A 19,747-nucleotide genomic window follows, 5' to 3' on the forward strand; every position below is an offset into this window, starting at 1 on the left:
TTTGCAGACAAAATCAATCTCATAATTTCCAACACACCCTATGGTTACTTCATATCCTCTCCTTAAAAGTTCAAAATAGACTATATTTTCCATTATTCTGCTATTGTTAACCTGATTTCTGCCAATGCGCACTTGGTTAAAACCTTGATCAACACAATAATACTTTTCATTAATGGACAGTATTTTTTTGCCTTCCAAATCTTCCCTTTGGACTTTATACAAAAGACAAGCATTTGTAAGGTAATCCAAATAATTATAAATTGTTTTTGGTGAAACCTTGATTTTTTCTTTTGTGCGCAGATAATCTGAAATGCTTTTTGAAGAAACTATTTTTCCAGTGTTATCTAGGATAAAGTCAACTATTCTTGTAAGAAGACCAGCATCTCGAATATTGTATCTCTCGATTATGTCCTTTAGGAATATTGAGTTGAAAATATCGTTCAGATATTCTGTTTTATCGATTTCAGATTCAAGAGACAGTAGAAATGGAAATCCTCCATAAATCAAATAATCTGCAAATGCCTTTTTATTGGGAGATGTTTTTTTATAGTCCAAATATTCCTTAAATGAAAATGGATACATTTTGATTTCCATATACCTTCCAGCCAGATGAGTGGCCAGTTCACCAGACAATAATTTTGAATTGGAACCTGTTAGGTAGATATCACAGTCATAGTCTACACGGAAGCTGTTGATTGACTTTTCCCACTCGTCAACATTTTGAATTTCATCAAAGAACATGTAGATCTTACCATCAATGTCTTTTGTCAAATCTCCTACAAGCAGGTCCAGTTCACGAGGATTTGAAACATTCCTATATTTTGCACTTTCAAAGTTGATGAGAAGAATATTTTCCTTGTCAATTCCTCTTTTAAGCAGTTCCTCTATGATTAAATTAAACATGTAAGATTTGCCGCAACGCCTTACACCAACAATGATCTTAATGATATCCTTATCAATTAATGAAGAAATTCTATTCAAATACAAATCTCTCTTTACCATAACCATACTTATGAAATTATTAACATATAAGTTTATGTTTTTTAAAAAATAAAAATTATAAACATATATAAATATTGATTTTATAATAAAAAAATTATTGTAGTATAAGTTAATAAAATTTAAAAATTAAAATTATTATATTATAAATCAACAAATTAAAATAATCTGGTTTGTGTATCAATGAAACTAGGTTCATTGACCTCCTTTACAACATCATCATCTTTAACATCCCCAATCAGCAACGGCGAATCAGGATTATGCAACTTTTGATTCCTTTTGACCAGCTTCATATTGGCGTTGGCATAATACACTTCAAATTATCTACTACTTTTAGTGAAATTTGTCCCATACCCTACGAACAAAAAATGATTAAGAAGTAGTGGAATTATCTACTACTTTTTAGTGAATTTTGTTTCATATATAAAAACAAATATCATTTGTCACCAAAAAATTATTTAAAAACCAAAATTAGTTTATTAACTCAGAGTTGATAAACTCCCCAAAAGGATATGATGTCCAAAGATGTTAAATAACTTCATTATCCATTAAAAAATCAATCAAATTCAAATGAATAATTCATCATGAGACATGTCCCAATCATCCAAAATTATTACATATTTTGGATAATTATCCGGAATATTTTTTAATGGTTTAAATTCTCTTTCAATAGTTTCTTCACTTGCCAATAAATAAGAAACTTGAATGTAAATGGGTTTGTTTTGTTTTTTGCATACAAAATCCACTTCCAATTTATCAACTTTACCGATGGTTATTTCATATCCCCTTCTTAAAAGTTCTAAATAAACAATATTTTCGATTACGCGTGTGATATCCCGTTGATTGTTTCCTATTATCGCTTGTTTAAAGCCCAAATCACATAGATACTATTTTTCATCATATTTTAATATTTTTTTACCCTGTAAATCTTCACGTTTTACCTGATAAATCAAACATGCATTTTGAAAGAATTTAAGATAATTATAAATTGTATTTACAGATAAGTTTACCATATCCTGCTTTAGCCTTTTATGAATTTTATTTGCGGAAAAAGGCTGGCTAATGTTATACATTACAAATCTCATAATCCTGTCCAACAAGTCAACATTTTTAACATTATTCCTTTGAATTATATCTTTAAGGACAATTGAATTGTATAAATCAATTAGAATTAATCTTTTATCATCACCCCGATAGTCAAATGTTGAAGGCATGCCTCCCTCTTCCAAATATCTGTAAAAATGAGTTTTAAAATCAGAAGTAATTTCATTGTAATCAAGATATTCTCTAAAAGAAAATGGATATATGTTTAATTCCACATAGCGGCCAGACAAATATGTGGCAAACTCGCCAGCCAATAATTTTGAGTTTGATCCAGTAATGTATATGTCATAATTTTCTTTTGCAAAGTAAGAATTGATTAATTTTTCCCATTGAGGAACAACCTGAATTTCATCAAAAAACAGATAAATTTTTCCATCAATATTTTCAGTTTTATCAGATATGAACTCTTCAAGCTTTTTAATATTATCTATTTCAAAATAATCACTTAATTCAAAATTCATCCAAACAATATTTTCTTTAGGAATTCCATGTTTTATTAATGAATCTATAATTTGTTTTAATATGGTTGACTTGCCGGAACGTCTTGTTCCTATTAAAACCTTAATAATGTGTTTATTTACAAAAGGATTGATTTTATCAATATAATCTTCTCTTTGAATAATCATTAAAATCACACTTCTTTTTATAATTATTAATTTATCATAACAATAATATAAAGTTTTCAGTATATTGAAAAGAGAATAATAAATTCAATATTATTTTCAGTTAAATGAAAACTAAAGTGAAAATTATAAAAAAATTTCAAACCAATGAAAATAAATATGAAAGCGCACAAATCAAATTAATCTTTGTTGGACATCAATGAAACTTGGCTCATTGACTTCCTTTACAAGATTACTCTCTTTAACCTCCCAATCAGAATGACGAATCAGGATTATGCAACTTCTGGTTCTTTTTGACCCGCTTCATGTTGCTGTTGGCATAATGCAATAGAAATTGTCCAATTTGTTCGCAAATATTAAACAATAATTATCCCTCCAACAAAATTACTAACTCTTTACATGTAAAGATTTATATATAACCACAACAATACTTTACATGTAAAGAGTTGGTTGATATGATTTACACACATGTGATTGATGAGCTAAAAAAAATCGACGAAAGCAATTTAGATATTACTGCAACATTTGCAATGATTAAACGTTCATACATACGATATCTTGACCATAAGATAAATGACATGAATATAACCTCTGGTGAGGTCCCATTTCTTTTTGTTTTAAACGAACATGACAAAATCACACAAAAAGAATTATCCTATTCCCTTAGAACAAGTGAAAGACTTACCACACGTGTTTTAAAAAGTATTGAAGAAAAAGGATATGTTACAAGAGAAGTGGACAAAAAAACAAAAGACGAAAAATCATCACAATAACTCCAAAAGGACAAGAGAGTGCAACAAAGATAAAAAAATACCAAAAAGAATGGGAAAATAAAGTCTTTGAATTTTTAACAGACAATGAATTCAATGAATTCAAATCCATTCTAAAAAACAGTTTAATAAAAAGCATAGAGATAGAAAAATGACTGAACAAAACCCTATGGGATACAAACCCATCCCCAAACTGCTTTTAACGCTGACAATACCTGCAATTATTGCAAACCTGACCAATGCACTATACAATATAATCGACCAGATATTCATCGGACAGGGAATAGGATATCTTGGAAACGCTGCAACAAACATTGCTTTTCCACTATCAACAATTTGTCTTGCAATAGCTCTTTTAATAGGTCTTGGATCATCAGCCACATTTAGCCTAGAGCTTGGAAAGGGAAATATTGAAACGTCAAGAAAGACCGTTGGAACAGCAGCTTCAACAATACTGGTAACTGGAGTGTTATTGCAATCCTTGTAATAATCTTTCTAAAACCCTTGATGCTGCTTTTCGGAGCAACTCCCGAAGTGTTGGAATATGCTATGATATACAGTGGAATTACCTCTATTGGAATACCATTTACTATTCTGACTTCAGGGAAGAACCAGATAATCCGATCAGACGGGCATGCAACATATGCAATGGCATCTGTAATAGTCGGAGCGATATTGAACATAATACTTGATTATATCCTCATTTTTCCATTGAATATGGGAATAACAGGTGCGGCTATTGCAACTGTAGCAAGTCAAGTCACATCCGCTTTAATGGTAATCGCATATCTTCCACGCTTTGAATTCGTAAAACTTAAGATGACAGATTTCATACCTGATATGAAAATTCTCGCATCAGTGTTTGCACTGGGATTGAACGGACTGATTTTTCAGCTTGGAAATGTTCTCATCCAAATTGTAAGCAACAACCTATTGAACATTTACGGTGCTGCAAGCATATACGGAAACAATATCCCAATTGCAGTTGCAGGAATCGTATTTAAAATCAATGTAATATTTACAACAATAATAATCGGATTATACCATGGAAGCCATCCAATAATAGGATATAGCTATGGTGCAAAATTATATGGTCGTGTTCGTGAAACGTTCAAGCTGGTTTTAAAGATTGCAGTAATCGTTTCGGTTGCATTCTGGATAGTTTTCCAGATATTTCCAAGTCAGATTATTTCGCTTTTTGGAAGCGGGAACGAACTTTATATGGAGTTTGCAGTAAAATACATGCGCATATTCCTGTTTTTCGTATTCATCAACGGGGTCCAAATTGCCTGTTCAAACTTTTTCCAGGCGATTGGAAATGCGAAAAAGGGAATCATTTTATCCTTAACCAAACAGATTATAATTTTATTGCCCCTTCTAGTCATACTGCCTATGTTCATGGGCCTTGACGGAATAATATATGCAACCCCAATAACAGATTTAATAGCTTTTCTGCTAGCCATATTTTTAATATACAATGAACTTAAGAAAATGCCTGAAGGTGATGTGAATGTTTACACAGCAACAGATTGAAAAGACAAAAAACGAATTAGAGGAAAACTTCAAAAAAACAAATTTGACAATTGATGGAATTGCAGATGAACTAAAATGCTCCCCAGAATATTTGAAAAGGTTTTTTAACCTAAATTCTTTAAGAATAGAAGATCCGTGGATTTTAAGAAATTTCCTCATAGATTATTTAACTCAGAACAATACTGAGATAACTCCATTTACGGCACTTGTTGGAAACTGTGAAGATTACATATTTTTAGATTCAACATACATTAATAACGGTGAAATAATAGAATAAATAATTGTGATATCATGTATTATCAAATTAATAATGTTTTGGAGGAATCTTGCGAAAACTGTATTAAAAATAATGAAACACAATTCATTGCAGTATTGACCCCTGATGAATGGATGAAAACAAAAAACAGCTTCGATATGGGCATAGACATCGAACCTTTAAATGAGGAGATTCTTTCAAGCGAGGCAAAAGTGAATTACGATTCAATTACAGGGACATTCTCAATACCTGACAGACATGATTTTGAAAAATCCCCAACAACATTCGCATTCGCACTTGATGAGAAAGGGATTGTCTTCATTGATGATAGTGAAAACATGAATGAAATAATATCAAATATCCAAAATTCCAAAAAATGGAGATTGCCTAGCCTTGAGAGATTCCTGTACGATTTTTTGAATCAGATAACCAAAGATGACTTAAAACTTTTGAAATCATATGAACTTGAACTGGGCAATATGGAACTGGCAATCCTTAATGAAGATTCCTCCCTAACATCAGATAGGGTTTATGAGATTAGAAGCAACATTCGTGATTTGAGAAACCATTACGAGGAACTGATTGATATTGCGCAGGTTTTTGAAGCCAACGAAAACAAGTTCTTCAAGGAAGAGAACTTAAGGTATTTCAACATTTATCTAAATCATTTGGATCGCTTGTATGAGACTGCATCATCAATCAGAGATTATACCATGCAAATCCGGGATTTGTATAAGATGCATCTTGATATCAAGCAGAACAATATCATGACAATTTTGACAGCCGTTACAACCATCTTCATGCCGTTGACTCTTATTGTGGGATGGTATGGTATGAATTTCAAGTATATGCCAGAATAGAATTTGGATGGGCATATCCAATGGTTTTTGTTGTATCTTTAATAATTTTAGTTGGAGGAATATTATACTTTAAAAGGAAAAATGGTTATAATAGATTATAACCATTAAATTAACATTGTGCTTCCGCCATCAATGAAAATGATTTGTCCGGTACAGTAGTTGGATGCATCACTTGCAAAGTAGATTAAAATTCCATCTAAATCACCGTCACGACCCGGGCGTTTAAATGGGATTCTTGCAAGAGATTCCCTTCCGAAATCGGTTTCAAATGAGTCTCGAGTCAGTTCTGTTTCAAATACGCCGGGTGCAATTGCATTTACAGTCACATTATATGGTGCCAAATCTGCTGCAAGACCTCTTGTGAAGTTCACTACAGCTCCTTTTGATGCATAGTATGCAATATTACCTTCAGATGCAAATCTTCCACCGATTGATGCAGTATTGATTATTTTACCATAACATTGTTCTTTCATAATCTTTCCAACTTCACGACTCATGATAAACATTCCGCGAATGTTGGTGTCCATTGTAGCATCCCACATTTCTGTTGTGAATGTAAAAAAATCATTGAAAATGTCACTTCCTGCATTATTACACAAAATATCGATTCTTTTGAATTCATTTTTAACTGTTGCAACACAGTTCAATATGCTTTCTTCATCAGTTACATCACATGGAACTGCAATGCATTCAACGCCAATTTCTTCAATTTCTTTTTTTAGTTCTTCTAGTTTTTCCACTCTTCTTGCTGAAATTGCAACATTTGCTCCGAATCTTGCAAGAGCTTTTGCAAATTGCTTTCCAAGTCCTGAAGATGCACCCACAACAAGTGCATTTTTTCCACTTAAGTCAAACATGTCCATATTATCATCTTCTAACAATTTTTTCACTTAAATCCCATAATTCATTTGAATTATAATCATTATACGATAAATCTGAAGTCTTTTTAGTATTTGTACTTCTGTCAAAGTAACATCCACTTTCAGATAAATCAGTTTCAATAACTAATTTTGCATATGCATCAGATGAGGTTTTTAAATCACCCAATCTCTCAGGCATAGTGCGCTTTACAAATTCGATTGAAAGTCTATTTATTTTCATCAGATTTGTCTTCATTAATCCTGGGTTAAATGCATTGACTGATATGTCAGTTTTTTTGGCCAATTCATAAACAAAATATAAATTGCACAGTTTTGAATATGAATAACGTGCTGGGCTTTTTGCCAATTTTTCATCAGGATATGCGAGTTTTTGAGCTCCAATCCAATCAATTCCCCTTGGCGGATCATGCATATCACTGCTTGTAACAAATATCCTATCTGTAATTTTGTCAAGTAAGAGATCAGTGAGTAGAAAATGTCCTAAATGGTTTGTTGCAAAAACGATATCCACTCCATCTTCACTCAACCCTGTAGATTCTCCGCTGATTCCGGCATTACATAATAGCGCATAGATTTCATCATACTCCAGATTTTCTGTAAAATTTCTAACTGAACTTAAACTAGACACGTCCAGCTGCGCCACATCCACATTAGGATTTCCAGTTTCCCCACTTATTCTATTACGAGCAATCTCTGCTTTTTGGAGGTTTCTGCATGCTAAAATAACATTAAAATCATCTGATGAATTGGCAACTTTCCAGGCGGTTTCATATCCCAACCCTGAATTTCCTCCAGTAATTATGACATTTTTCATTTAATCACCCATTCCTTTTGCTTTAATTCCTACAAGTGATGCGAATACAGATGCAATGCACAAAACGACACAAATTATACAGGTTATCTGTGAGCTTGCTATTAACTGAGGGAAGTATTTCTCAGTCATCGGCACATTGCCCATTACAAACGCAAATACAAGTGTCAAGATTCCCATACTCATGGTTTGACCGACCACCCTTACTGTTGATACTGATGCTGACGCTACCGGTGTTGCCTGCGGAGGCACTGAACTCATAATGACATTGGTGTTTGGAGATGAGAAAAGTCCAAATCCAACACCATAGAATACCATGGATACGATTAAAAATATCAGAGAGGTGTCTGCATCCAAAAGTGAGAACAGTAACAGTGAAATTGTACCAAGACCCATACCGACCACCTTAAATGTTTTTTTGGTGCTTATGCCTCCAATAAGTGAAATTGTACCAAGACCCATACCGACTGCGGACAATATTTGAGGATTGACCTTATCGGACCACCTGCCTGCAAGAGGTGCCAGAACAACCTGAAACAGTGGTGCGACAATCAGTATCATTCCTGACATCTGTGAATCATATCCCTTGATGTATTGAAGGTGATAATTTAGGATAGTGGTGACAGCAAATGTGGCCAAATAAGCACACAATGCCGCAAAGTTTGAAGACAGGAATTTTGAGTTTTTAAAGAATCTTACATCAAATACAGGATAATCTGATCTGATTTCAATATATGCAAACAATGCAAGCACAGCAATGCCGATAACAGTTAAAATCACTCCGATTGGTTCATTGAGTCTTGTAAATCCATAAATGAATAGCAATATTCCTACAATATAAACTAATGACCCCTTAATGTCCAGTGGCAAGCCTTCAAAGGTAATCCATTCATCTTTGACTTTATAAAGCATTGCCAAAAGCAATACCATGAATGGAATTGAAAAGAGCACTATAGACCTCCATCCTAATTGGAAATCGAGAATTCCGGCAATAACCGGCGAAAGTGATAAACCAAGGTAAACACCGGTGATATTGATACCAATCGCTTTTCCCCTTTCATGAGGCTCAAATGCAGATACGACCATTGCCATGGATGTTACATTCAAAAATGCAATGGAAACGCCCATAAGCAAACGGCAAACAAGGAACATTTCAGAAGTGGTGACAACAACATTGGCTATTGAAATTATTATGAAAAATATTATGCTAATGATTGAAACTTTTTTAAGACCATATTTTCCCGAAACTTGGCCTGCAGGTACTGAAATAGCTGCGACAATCAATAAGAATATAATTGTAACCCAATTTTGGACAATGTTGTTCATTCCATACTCTGCATCAATTGACGGAACCGCAATCATAACCGCATTGAATGCAAACACAGTGAAAAATGACAATATTGCACAGATAATCAAGACTATATTTTTTGACTCCATTTAATCATCCTCTTTTTTTAAAATATCTTCACTGCTTTCAAGCAATTGTTTAAAATCATTGAAAAAATCAGGACCAAAATTTTCTAATCCAGTCTCCAATTCCCATTTTTTAGATATTGCTTTGAGTTCTGGAAGTATTTCCAATGATTTTTCTTCAAGAATCAATTTATATTTGCGTTTGTTATTCTCAAATCGTTCACGTTTAATGTAATCATTTTCTTCCAGATTAGTTAAGTATTTAGCAACACTACCCTTGGATAATGATAAATATTCACCCAACTGCTTTTGGGAAAACTCCGGATTTTCAGAAAGTTTTAGTAACATGAATGCCTGAATGGCATTGAATTCAAATTTTTCAAATTTTTGATTTAAATAAATTAGATAATTTTTATTTACCAAAAATAACATTGCACCAAAAAAATCTTTTGAAGATAAATCGTAGTTGATATTAATCCCCTCCAAATCATAATATGAAAATAGCAATATATAATAGTTTCTATTTGAAACCATTTCAAATTGAAACTATATTTTCATTAAACATATATAATGAAAAATGATTTATAGAATTATTTACAATGTATTTAATTTTTAGAGGAGTTTATCACATCAATATAAACTAAAACAAATTTAAACATCACATTTTGGAGTGTAAAAAATTTAACTGATGAATTTCTATTTTTATTAACAATATCCTCTTTAAAATTGAAATATAGTTTCACAACCTTCTTTTAAAATTAATGCAAAACTAAGCAAATGATATGAAAATTAGGTTTAATTTAGTTCATTAAACAATAGTTTTACAAAACACTCTAAAAAATCAATAAAAAAAGATTAAAAAATAATTAAAAAAAAGTAAAAAAAGAATTAATAAAAAATATTATAATATTTGTTTATTAATCAATTCAGCATTCAAAATAGAAGCACCAGCAGCACCTCTAATTGTATTATGTCCTACGAGAACATATTTGAAGCTGTTATCAAATGCTTGATCTTTTCTGACTCTACCTACAGTAGCAGCCATACCACCATAAGCCATTCTGTCCATTCTTGGTTGAGGCCTGTCATCTTCTTCTTTGACGATAACAGGTTGATCTGGAGCAGAGTGAAGACCTAATTCTTGAGGAAGTCCTCTAAAACCAGCCATTGTCTTTTTGATCTTGTCAATGTCTGCCTCATCATCAAGCTCAACGAATACTGCTTCAGTGTGACCGTCAATAACAGGCACTCTGTGACAGGATGCGCTTAATGAAAAGTTTGCAGGTACAACTTCATCACCGTCAAGTGAACCTAAAAGATGCAATGTTTCGCTTTCCATCTTTTCCTCTTCACCGCCAATGTATGGAACCAAGTTATCTACAATAGCCATTGAAGGAACACCGTTATAACCTGCTCCTGAAACAGCTTGCATGGTTGATACATAAATTCTGTTTATGTTGAAGTTGTCATAGATTGGCTTTAAGGTCAATGTCAAAGCAATAGTTGAACAGTTAGGGTTGGTTACAATGAATCCATCCCAGTTGTTGTTTTTCTGTTGTGCTTCAATCATGTCCAAGAATTGTGGATTGACTTCAGGAATGACTAAAGGTATGTCCTTTTTCATACGCATCGCACTAGCATTTGATGCCACAACAAAATCCTTTGCAAATGCTGGCTCGACTTTTGCAGCAAAATCAGCAGGAAGTGAAGAGAACACTATTTCAACATCCTTATCCATCTGTGCAGGGTCAGTTTCAATAACAGTAATGTCTCTTACAGATTCAGGCATTTCACTATTCATATACCAAGTGGTAGCGTCTTCATATTTTTTGCCTGCAGATCTTCCAGAAGCTGCAAGTGCAGCAATTTCAAAATCAGGATGATCAGCCAACAATTGGATAAATCTTTGACCTACCATTCCAGTTGCACCAAGTACACCTACTTTTACCATTTAAATCATCTCGATAATTATAATATATATTTATAAATTTTCATTTTCAAAAAGAAAATAAATTTAAGCTTAAAAGAAAAAAGGAATTAAAATTAAATTTTTATTTTCAAAAAGAAAATAAATTTAAGCTTAAAAGAAAAAAGGAATTAAAATTAAATTCCTAAAACATCAGACATGTCATTTACTTTTCCAGGTTCTGCTGAACCTACGAATCTTAAAGCTCTGATAACACCAGCAATGAATACTTCTCTAGTATGTGCCATGTGTTTTACTTCTAATCTTTCACCATCGCCAACATACAATACTGTGTGGTCTCCTACAATGTCTCCACCACGTACTGCATGCAAACCGATTTCCTCTTTGGTTCTTTTACCTACTTGACCTTGTCTTCCATAGACTCCCACTTCTTCAGGATCTCTTTCTAAAGCATCTGCGATAACTTCAAATGCAGTCATTGCAGTTCCAGAAGGAGCATCTGCCTTTTGGTTGTGGTGAGCTTCAATGATTTCAATATCAAAGTCATTTAAGATAGGAGTCAAGTCCTTCAATACTTTAAAGAATACGTTTACACCAATTGAGAAGTTAGAGGAAATAACTGCTTTGATGTTCTTTTCCTTGATTACATCTGCATTTCCTTGTGCTTGCTCTTCAGTAAAACCGGTTGTTCCAACAACAAGGTTTACTCCACAGTCAGCAGTTCTTTTAATGGTTTCAACAGCAGCAGGAGCAATGGTAAAGTCAACCAATACTTCAGCTCCAGATTCTTTCAATGCTTTTTCCAAATCTTCTGAACCGACAATAGGAACACCAATATTACCGATACCTGCTCTTTCTCCTGCATCTTGACCTGCTAAAGAAGTGTTTGGCATTTCAATAGCAGCTACAACTTCCATATCATCTTGTTCTGAGATTTTTCTTATAATTCCGGAGCCCATTCTTCCAGCAGCTCCAGTTACAGCAACTTTTATCATAATATCATCTAAAATTAATTTGGTTAATATAAAAAATTTAAAAAAATAATATTAGAAAATAGGAACAGTTCCTAATTTCCAAATAAGAAATAAAATTATATAATTCCAGCATCTTCCAATGCTTTTCTTAAGACTGCTTTGTTATCTTCTAACATAGGAACTAAAGGTAATCTTAAAGGTCCTGCAGGCATTCCCATCATTTTCAATGCTTCTTTTGCAGGTGCTGGACTGGTTTCAATGAATAAAGCTTTGATTAAGTCATATTGTTTGTAATGCAAGTCCATTGCTTTATCATAGTCACCATCTAAGATGCAGTTTACCATTTGAACCATGGTTCTTGGGTCGATGTTTGCAGATGCACTGATTACACCTCTTGCACCAACAGACATTAAAGGAAGGGTCAATTCATCACTACCGGATAATATTACAATATCATCTTCCAAACCTTCATCCCTTAATAATTTCATGGTTTTGGATACTTTGTCCACATTAGAGGACGCCTCTTTCAATGCAGCAATATTGTCCACTTTTGCAAGTTCAACAATGGTTTCAGGAGCCATGTCCAAACTGGTACGAGATGGAACATTGTATGCAATCAAGTCAATATCCACTGCATTTGCAATTTGGGTATAATGTTCGATTACACCATGTTGTTGAGGTTTGTTGTAATATGGAGTGATTAAAAGAGCCAAATCTGCTCCAGCATCATCTGCATATTTGGTTAAGTCTAATGCTTCAGAGGTTGCATTACTTCCAGTTCCTGCAATGGTGGTAACTCTGCCATCAACTTCATCAATCATGATGTCAATAACACTTCTGTGTTCCTCATGAGTTAAAGTAGCAGATTCACCAGTGGTTCCTGCAGCAACTAAACCGTCAACATCCTGTTCAATCAACCAGTTAATATTTTGTCTGTATCCTTCTTCGTCTATGGTTCCATCCTCAAGCATAGGAGTAACCATAGCAACAGCTGTACCTTCAAAACACATAAATAACACCTTACTTACTATATGATTGTTTAATTTATTATTCTAATTATATGAATTCTGATTTTTAATTTTAATTAATGAATTAAAGCTTATAACTCTAATTAATAATTTTAATTAATGAATTAAAGCTTAAAATTCTAATTATAATCCTAATTTACGAATTCTAATTTATAATTTTAATTTATGATTTTAATTTTTAAAAAATCTTAGAGCAATTTCAAATACTTAATTTATTAAAGTTCGTAGAAATAAAAACCAAATATTTTTACAAAACCCAATGACGTATTGAAATTACATGCAAAAAACGATAGAAGCATATTACTTCTCTTTAATGAAAATAAAAGTAAAGACTTCTTTATAAGGTTAAATAAATAAAAGCGAGAGTTATAAAACTCCCTTTATTAAATCATATGCTGGCTTACCATCTTCCCAGTTAATGAATAAAACAATAGCAGTTTGGGATGATGAAATCTCTACAATGTTTATGTGAGCTTCCTTAAGAGGATTGGTAACTTCAGTGATTACTCCAGGAGTTTCAATAAAGTCTGGATTAATCATAGTTAACATTGCAATGTCTCTTCCTAAGGAAATAGAGCTTAAACTGTCTTCAGCAATGACTAAATTATGCAATAGATGGTATGCTTCATCAGCATCACATTTATCCAAGAATAAGGTAATTGAATTTTGACCTGCAGAAATGCCATAAATATTGATGTTTGCTTCAGCTACCAATGTAGTCATTTTTGCAAGGAGTCCAATTTGATTGAGCAAATCTTCTCCAACTAAAGCTACCACAGAGATAGGTTCAGGATGCAAGCATACTGATTTGCTCATGGAATCTTCAAAAGGGCCTACAATCTCAGTCCCTGGGTCGGATAAATCACCTTTTTCAAAACTTATAATTTTTGCCTTTATTTCTGGATCTTTAAATCTTAATGCATGAGGGTGTAAAACTTGAGCACCATGAGTAGCTAAATCTCTCATTTCTTCAACAGATATGTAATCTAATTTTTCAGCTTCATTTATTTTTCTTGGATCAGTTGACATTACTCCATCCACATCAGTAACGATAATCACATTATCTGCCTTTAGGCAATGACCTAATAGGAATGCAGTTACATCACTTCCACCTCTTCCCAAGGTGGTCACTTCTCCATTTTCAGTTTTTCCCAAGAATCCACAGATAACAGGAATAATGCCTTGCTCTAAAAGTCCTAAAAGTCCTTGAGACTGTTCTTCAGTTCTTTCAAAGTCAATTTTAGCTTTTCCATAGTTGTCATCAGTAATTACAGGCCATAAATCATGATTTGGATCTATGTATTCAGATTTTACTCCTAAGGATTCCAAGACTGATGAAAATACTCTAATGCTGGTTCTTTCACCCATGGATAAAATTTCCGCCAATTGCTTTTCAGTTACTTCTTTTCCAATGGATTCGTCAGCAATAGCTACTAAATCATCAGTAGTCTTGTTAATAGCTGATACAACAACCACAACCTTCTTTCCTTCCATATACGCATTTACGATAGATTGTGCAGCTTTTCTAATTCTTTTTCCATTTCCAATCGAAGTACCGCCAAATTTGGCCACAATTAATTCCATTTGTTTACACACCTTTTAAATAAGTTAAAAATTAAAATAATAAATTTTTGCAAAATTATATTTTAGACTATTATCCATTTGTTAATTTTATAAAAGGGTATTAATATATTTATTTATTCATTGCTATTTTTTTAAATAAAAATTTTTAATATTTTAATAATAATCCATTATCATAATAAGAAATTTCATATTTAAGCGCAAGTCAAAAGTCAAAAATAATTTCTAATTAATTACAGACAAGATTAAAAATTAATTCTAAACAAAAACAGACAAAAGCATAAAAATTAATTCTAAACAAATACAGACAAAAGCATAAAAATTAATTCTAAACAAATACAGACAAAATATTAAAATTTATTTTCACTAAAAATCACAAAAACAAAGATCAAAATAGAAAATTAAAAATCCTTGACAATAAATTGAAAAACAGCTAAAATATGTGATAAAAATAATATAAAAATAAGTAGTAGATTAAAATTAATTAATCTAAAAAATAGTAAAAAATAAAATTAAGCTTGGTTTGCTTGTTGTCTTACTAATCTAGTAATGTAACCAGCAATTTTATTTCTTAAGTGTTTAGTACTTACAGTTGAGTACTCTGCTACTAATTTTTTGTTTTCTTCAAAATCAGTGGTAAATTTACCTTGGTGAGTTTCGATTAATTCTTTTGCTATACGTTTTACAAATGAAGTTCTAATGTTTCCCATAATCATTCCTCCAATAATTCTCTCTGTTTATTTTTACTTAAAATTGTTAGCATGTTCATAATATCGCTAAGAATATCGTTATCTATATTATTTTCATCAGCTAATTTGCTTACTTTAGCATGGATTTCATTTTCTCTAGATTTGTCATAAATTTCCATGCCTAAAAATACTTTAGCAGATACTATATCCTTAGCAAGTGAAGTTCTTTCACTTATTAAGTTAACTAAATCATTATCAATTTCATCGATTCTTTTTCTAGATTCTACAAGAACATTACGAGCGTTTTCTTCCTTTTCAAACATACTCATCATTTCTTTTTCATCCACAAAAATTACTCCATAGTGTTGATAATAAATATACTTTATTTTTCATATTATATAAAGATAGCTATTGAAATTAGGAAAAATCAAATCCATCAATAATAAGCCATATTTTCAAGTTATAGAAACCAAATCCACCATCATAATGCCTTCTAACTTATTGAATTTAGATTCATGATGAAGCTTTTCTATACATCTCTGCATACAAACCATCTTTTTCCAACAGCTCTTCATGTGAACCAACTTCCTTAATGTCACCATCTTTCATAAAAATGATCTTATCTGCATTCTTAATTGTAAACAACCTATGAGCAATGATAAATGTAGTCTTTCCATCCATCATATTTTCCATAGCTGAGGTAACCATCTGTTCAGTTCTTGTATCCATATTTGAAGTAGCTTCATCTAAAATCAATATTTTTGGATTGGACAATACGGTTCTGGCAAGTACCAGCAGTTGTTTTTCTCCAACAGACAACTGAGAATCCTCTTCACTTATTATGGTTCTATAGCCATTAGGCAATGAATCAATGAATGAATCACATCCCACCAATTTGGAAACTTCTACAATCTCTTCCATGCTAGCATCAGGTTTACCATAAGCAATATTTTCAGCAATGGTACCTTTGAAACCCCAGGAATCCTGCAATACCATTCCAAATGCGCTTCTTAATTCTTCCCGATTAATTTCATTAATGTCCTTTCCATCCAACAGAATCTTGCCGTTATCAATATCATAGAATCTCATCAATAGATTGATTAAGGTGGTTTTTCCAGCACCTGATGGACCTACAATAGCCATAACCATTCCAGGTTCAGACTTTAAGGAAACATCATTGAATAGCTGTTTTTCAGGAACATATCCAAACTCAACATTTTGAAACTCAATTTCACCTTTAACATTATCTACATCAACCTTTGCAAGATCAGATTCATCAGCTTCCTCCTCTTCATCAAGTATTTCAAATATTCTCTCAAGGGAGGACAGTCCTGATTGCACTTGGTTGAGGGCAGTTGAGAATTGAGACAGAGGTCCGTTCAATATCTGTCCATACAATAGGAATGCCAAGAATCCACCAATAGTCAAGTGACCATGCAGAATGAATATTGCACCGAACATGGATAGGCAAATGTATCCTATTTTATTGAGCAGTATAGTTATAGGGAAAATAAATCCTGAAAAGAACTTGGCCTTCACATAGGATTTATGGAATTTTTGATTGATTTCCTTAAAGCGTTCATCAGACTCCTTTTCCATATTATAGGATTTAATTAAGGTATGGTTTGTAAATATATCGCCAATGAATCCATTCAATTCGCCAACTGAAGATTGCTGAAGCTTAAAATTTTTCTTGGTGACTTTAGTAATCAAACCTGTGAATATAAAGGAAATTGGAAGCAAAATCGCATATACCACTGTCAAATAAGGATTTACCACAATCATCATGACAAATACCAATATAATCATCAGAATCTGAACAAGGAAGTCTGTTAGATCATTGGATAAAAATGTTTCAAATGTTATTAAGTCATTTGTTAAACGAGCCATAATGTCACCTGAAGCATGTGTATCCAAATAATTTATAGGAACCTTATTGATTTTTTCATACATTTCATCTCTCAATACCTTTGAAACATTTCTGGATATGATCAATGTGATTCTATTAGCTACAATAGTAGCCTGATTTCCTAAAATGTAAAGCACTGCAATTCCTAAGATGTATAATATCAGATAAGTCTCATCTAAACCCACATAGCCATTAGATACATATTGGGCCAAGTAATCAAGGATATTACCAACCAATTTAGGTGTAATGGACAATATGAAACTGCCAATTACCAAAATGATAATTGCAAAGATGAATTTTCCTTTGTCATCATAGATGTATCTGCCCAATCTTTTAAAAAGTTCAGAATAAGAATATTTTTTATCTTTAGCCATCCTATTCATCCTCCTTCAAATAAGTTTGGGTAGCATAGATCTCCTGATACAGTTCACAGTTTTCCAAAAGATATTCATGTGTTCCCTGATCGGCAATGCGCCCTTTATCCAATACAATAATATTATCAGCATCCATAATTGTGCTGATTTTTTGTGCAATCACAAATACTGTTTTTCCTTTTAGATATTCCCTAACATTCTGTCTAACAGCATACTCGGTTTTAGAGTCAAGAGCTGAGAAACAATCATCAAAAACATAGATTTCAGCATCTTTAGCTAATGTTCTTGCAATAGACCATCTTTGTTTTTGACCTCCTGAAACATTCATTCCTCTCTGTGCCATTACACTATCCAAACCATCAGGCAAAAAGTCAAAGACCTCATTAAATCTACTTAACTCACAGACCTCCATTGCCTTTTCCCTTGATAAGTTAGGGTTGTTCATGGCAATATTTGCATAAACGGTATCATTCAAAACAAGAGTTTTCTGATTTGCATAAGCAATCTTTTCCCTAAGCTCCCTAATATCCATTTCTTTAATATTCCTTCTATTATAAAGAATTTCTCCAAAAGTAGGGTCATATAATCTATTTAAAAGATAGAATACTGTACTTTTTCCAGAACCTGTAGGCCCTATAAATGCTGTTGTTGTACCCTTTTCTGCTTTGAAGCTAATATCTGCAATAACACCTTTTGCACCAGTATATCCAAAAATAACCTCTTTGTATTCAACTAATGCTGCATTGTCATCATCAATGAGACTATCATTCACAGGATTGTTGACTACAGTTTCATCCATATACAAAACTTCTTCAATACGTTCAGTCGCTACAATAGTTTTAGGCATTGTATCTACAAGAAATGGGAGAATACCCAAACATGAAACGAAATAGGTCACATATTGGAAAAACAAAATCAAATCAGATATTGAAACTATTTTTGCCTTTAGCTGAATTGAACCAACATAATAAATTAATAAAATAGCCAAATTCATTACAATTAAAGCTACTGGTGTCAAATAATATAGTTTTAATTCCGCATAAACAGATTCCTCATTAAATTCATCATTTAACTCCCGGAATTCTTCTATTTCAGAATGTTGTTTACCGAATGCTCTAATTGATCTTACACCCTCTATTTTTTCTTTAAATTTTAAATTCAGATAATCTAATTTCTTCTGCAATCTATTAAATAGAGGAATGCTTTGTTTGCTTTTCAATTCCATAAATAAAATAGTCAATATAAAAGCAATTACAAGAATACCGCACAATATTAAATTAATCTCTGCAGCTGCAATAATAACTGCAATTATCACAACTGGAATAACCAATGCATTTCTTAAGAAATTAATCATGAAAATTTGAATTCTGGTTGTATCCGCAGTTGCACGAGTCATTAAACTTGAAGCCCCTATTTGATTGAAGTCAATTGGAGATAATGAAACGACTTTTTCAAATAATGCTTCACGGACATCACAGGTTACACTGGCACTTATATATGCGCTTAAGTAAGATGCAGCTATCATACTTAAACCAAATAAAGTTGTAAGCTCCATCATATAAATTCCAGCATTATCAATAAAATTGAAATCGCTGTGCTTTATCCCAATATCAATGATGTTTTTTGTCTCCTGCATGATGTTTATTTGTAAATACACCTGCAGTATAATTACAAGTATTGCCAAAATAAGATATTTCCAATAGGGCAATACATATTCTTTCATAAATCTTTCCATTATAAAACCTTTTTTTGCGAATATAAAATGGTTGGGTTTTCATTTCCCTTTTTACAGATTAGATCTGCACATTTTAAACATTAACCTTTACTTACTTATGTTTAGTATTATCTAATTTAAGTAATATAAATATTATTAAAAATTTTTATAAACATTTATATTTAAGTCAATAGTTGACAAATTCTCTCACAAATACTTAAATATGAAAAAATCAATATTAAAACAAGCATAAATAAAGTGAAATATACATCATGTAAACTCATAAAGATAATGGAATAAA

General features: G+C 32.3%; 19 protein-coding genes and 1 pseudogene. 4 read left to right on the forward strand and 16 right to left on the reverse strand.

Annotated features, from left to right (window positions below; genetic code table 11):
* From QZV12_RS09930 to QZV12_RS09945, 4 genes are all read right to left on the reverse strand, one after another.
* Positions 1 to 981: ATP-binding protein (locus QZV12_RS09930; RefSeq protein WP_295621097.1), on the reverse strand; the 981-nt coding region annotated here is incomplete at its 3' end.
* Between the two features lie 176 nt (positions 982 to 1,157).
* The gene (locus tag QZV12_RS09935) at positions 1,158 to 1,292 is read right to left on the reverse strand and encodes a hypothetical protein (RefSeq protein WP_295621100.1); all 135 of its coding nucleotides are present in this window, start codon (positions 1,290 to 1,292) and stop codon (positions 1,158 to 1,160) included.
* Between the two features lie 273 nt (positions 1,293 to 1,565).
* Positions 1,566 to 1,874 (reverse strand): hypothetical protein, encoded by a 309-nt coding sequence (locus QZV12_RS09940; protein ID WP_295621102.1) that lies wholly within the window; start codon positions 1,872 to 1,874, stop codon positions 1,566 to 1,568.
* A gap of 12 nt (positions 1,875 to 1,886) precedes the next feature.
* Positions 1,887 to 2,729, reverse strand: coding sequence for an ATP-binding protein (locus QZV12_RS09945; protein WP_295621105.1), 843 nt, complete (start codon positions 2,727 to 2,729; stop codon positions 1,887 to 1,889).
* Between the two features lie 452 nt (positions 2,730 to 3,181).
* Here QZV12_RS09945 and QZV12_RS09950 point away from each other — a divergent pair, with 452 nt between their 5' ends.
* The 4 genes and pseudogenes from QZV12_RS09950 to QZV12_RS09970 all read left to right on the forward strand — a co-directional run bounded on the left by QZV12_RS09950 (position 3,182) and on the right by QZV12_RS09970 (position 6,145).
* Positions 3,182 to 3,499 carry a MarR family winged helix-turn-helix transcriptional regulator gene (locus QZV12_RS09950; protein ID WP_295621108.1) on the forward strand — a complete coding sequence of 106 codons (318 nt, stop codon included), beginning with the start codon at positions 3,182 to 3,184 and terminating at the stop codon, positions 3,497 to 3,499.
* Between the two features lie 166 nt (positions 3,500 to 3,665).
* A pseudogene (locus QZV12_RS13710) lies at positions 3,666 to 5,029 on the forward strand (MATE family efflux transporter).
* Positions 5,007 to 5,306: a DUF2316 family protein gene (locus tag QZV12_RS09965; protein WP_295621111.1), complete on the forward strand. Its 300-nt coding sequence runs from the start codon at positions 5,007 to 5,009 to the stop codon at positions 5,304 to 5,306. Before QZV12_RS13710 ends, QZV12_RS09965 begins: the two are co-directional and overlap by 23 nt.
* A gap of 14 nt (positions 5,307 to 5,320) precedes the next feature.
* The gene (locus QZV12_RS09970; RefSeq protein WP_295621114.1) at positions 5,321 to 6,145 is read left to right on the forward strand and encodes a CorA family divalent cation transporter; all 825 of its coding nucleotides are present in this window, start codon (positions 5,321 to 5,323) and stop codon (positions 6,143 to 6,145) included.
* Positions 6,146 to 6,249: 104 nt separating this feature from the next.
* Here the strand turns inward: QZV12_RS09970 and QZV12_RS09975 are convergent, their stop codons facing one another.
* The 12 genes from QZV12_RS09975 to QZV12_RS10030 form a co-directional block, all read right to left on the reverse strand.
* A complete protein-coding gene (locus tag QZV12_RS09975; RefSeq protein WP_295621116.1) occupies positions 6,250 to 7,035 on the reverse strand; it encodes an SDR family NAD(P)-dependent oxidoreductase in 786 nt (261 codons plus the stop codon).
* The gene (locus QZV12_RS09980) at positions 7,013 to 7,840 is read right to left on the reverse strand and encodes an SDR family NAD(P)-dependent oxidoreductase (protein ID WP_295621119.1); all 828 of its coding nucleotides are present in this window, start codon (positions 7,838 to 7,840) and stop codon (positions 7,013 to 7,015) included. The genes QZV12_RS09975 and QZV12_RS09980 overlap by 23 nt, the downstream gene beginning before the upstream one ends.
* Positions 7,841 to 9,274, reverse strand: coding sequence for an MFS transporter (locus QZV12_RS09985; protein ID WP_295621122.1), 1,434 nt, complete (start codon positions 9,272 to 9,274; stop codon positions 7,841 to 7,843). It abuts the gene before it with no gap.
* Complete coding sequence (locus tag QZV12_RS09990; protein ID WP_295621125.1) at positions 9,275 to 9,784, reverse strand: MarR family winged helix-turn-helix transcriptional regulator; 510 nt, start codon at positions 9,782 to 9,784, stop codon at positions 9,275 to 9,277. It abuts the gene before it with no gap.
* 367 nt (positions 9,785 to 10,151) lie between these two features.
* Positions 10,152 to 11,201 (reverse strand): aspartate-semialdehyde dehydrogenase, encoded by a 1,050-nt coding sequence (asd, locus tag QZV12_RS09995; RefSeq protein ID WP_295621128.1) that lies wholly within the window; start codon positions 11,199 to 11,201, stop codon positions 10,152 to 10,154.
* A 152-nt stretch (positions 11,202 to 11,353) separates the two neighbouring features.
* On the reverse strand, positions 11,354 to 12,172 hold the full coding sequence (gene dapB, locus QZV12_RS10000) for a 4-hydroxy-tetrahydrodipicolinate reductase (RefSeq protein ID WP_295621131.1): 819 nt from the start codon (positions 12,170 to 12,172) through the stop codon (positions 11,354 to 11,356).
* A 95-nt stretch (positions 12,173 to 12,267) separates the two neighbouring features.
* The gene (dapA, locus tag QZV12_RS10005) at positions 12,268 to 13,161 is read right to left on the reverse strand and encodes a 4-hydroxy-tetrahydrodipicolinate synthase (RefSeq protein ID WP_295621134.1); all 894 of its coding nucleotides are present in this window, start codon (positions 13,159 to 13,161) and stop codon (positions 12,268 to 12,270) included.
* A 384-nt stretch (positions 13,162 to 13,545) separates the two neighbouring features.
* On the reverse strand, positions 13,546 to 14,763 hold the full coding sequence (locus QZV12_RS10010; RefSeq protein WP_295621137.1) for an aspartate kinase: 1,218 nt from the start codon (positions 14,761 to 14,763) through the stop codon (positions 13,546 to 13,548).
* Positions 14,764 to 15,272: 509 nt separating this feature from the next.
* The gene (locus tag QZV12_RS10015; RefSeq protein WP_295621141.1) at positions 15,273 to 15,470 is read right to left on the reverse strand and encodes a 30S ribosomal protein S17e; all 198 of its coding nucleotides are present in this window, start codon (positions 15,468 to 15,470) and stop codon (positions 15,273 to 15,275) included.
* Positions 15,471 to 15,472: 2 nt separating this feature from the next.
* Entirely contained in the window at positions 15,473 to 15,772 is a 300-nt protein-coding gene (locus QZV12_RS10020; protein WP_295621144.1) for a chorismate mutase, read from the reverse strand.
* Positions 15,773 to 15,962: 190 nt separating this feature from the next.
* Entirely contained in the window at positions 15,963 to 17,732 is a 1,770-nt protein-coding gene (locus QZV12_RS10025; RefSeq protein WP_295621147.1) for an ABC transporter ATP-binding protein, read from the reverse strand.
* A gap of 1 nt (position 17,733) precedes the next feature.
* The gene (locus tag QZV12_RS10030; RefSeq protein ID WP_295621150.1) at positions 17,734 to 19,467 is read right to left on the reverse strand and encodes an ABC transporter ATP-binding protein; all 1,734 of its coding nucleotides are present in this window, start codon (positions 19,465 to 19,467) and stop codon (positions 17,734 to 17,736) included.
* Positions 19,468 to 19,747: the final 280 nt, after the last annotated feature.

The sequence above is a fragment of the uncultured Methanobrevibacter sp. genome (assembly GCF_902769175.1).
Classification (GTDB): domain Archaea; phylum Methanobacteriota; class Methanobacteria; order Methanobacteriales; family Methanobacteriaceae; genus Methanobrevibacter.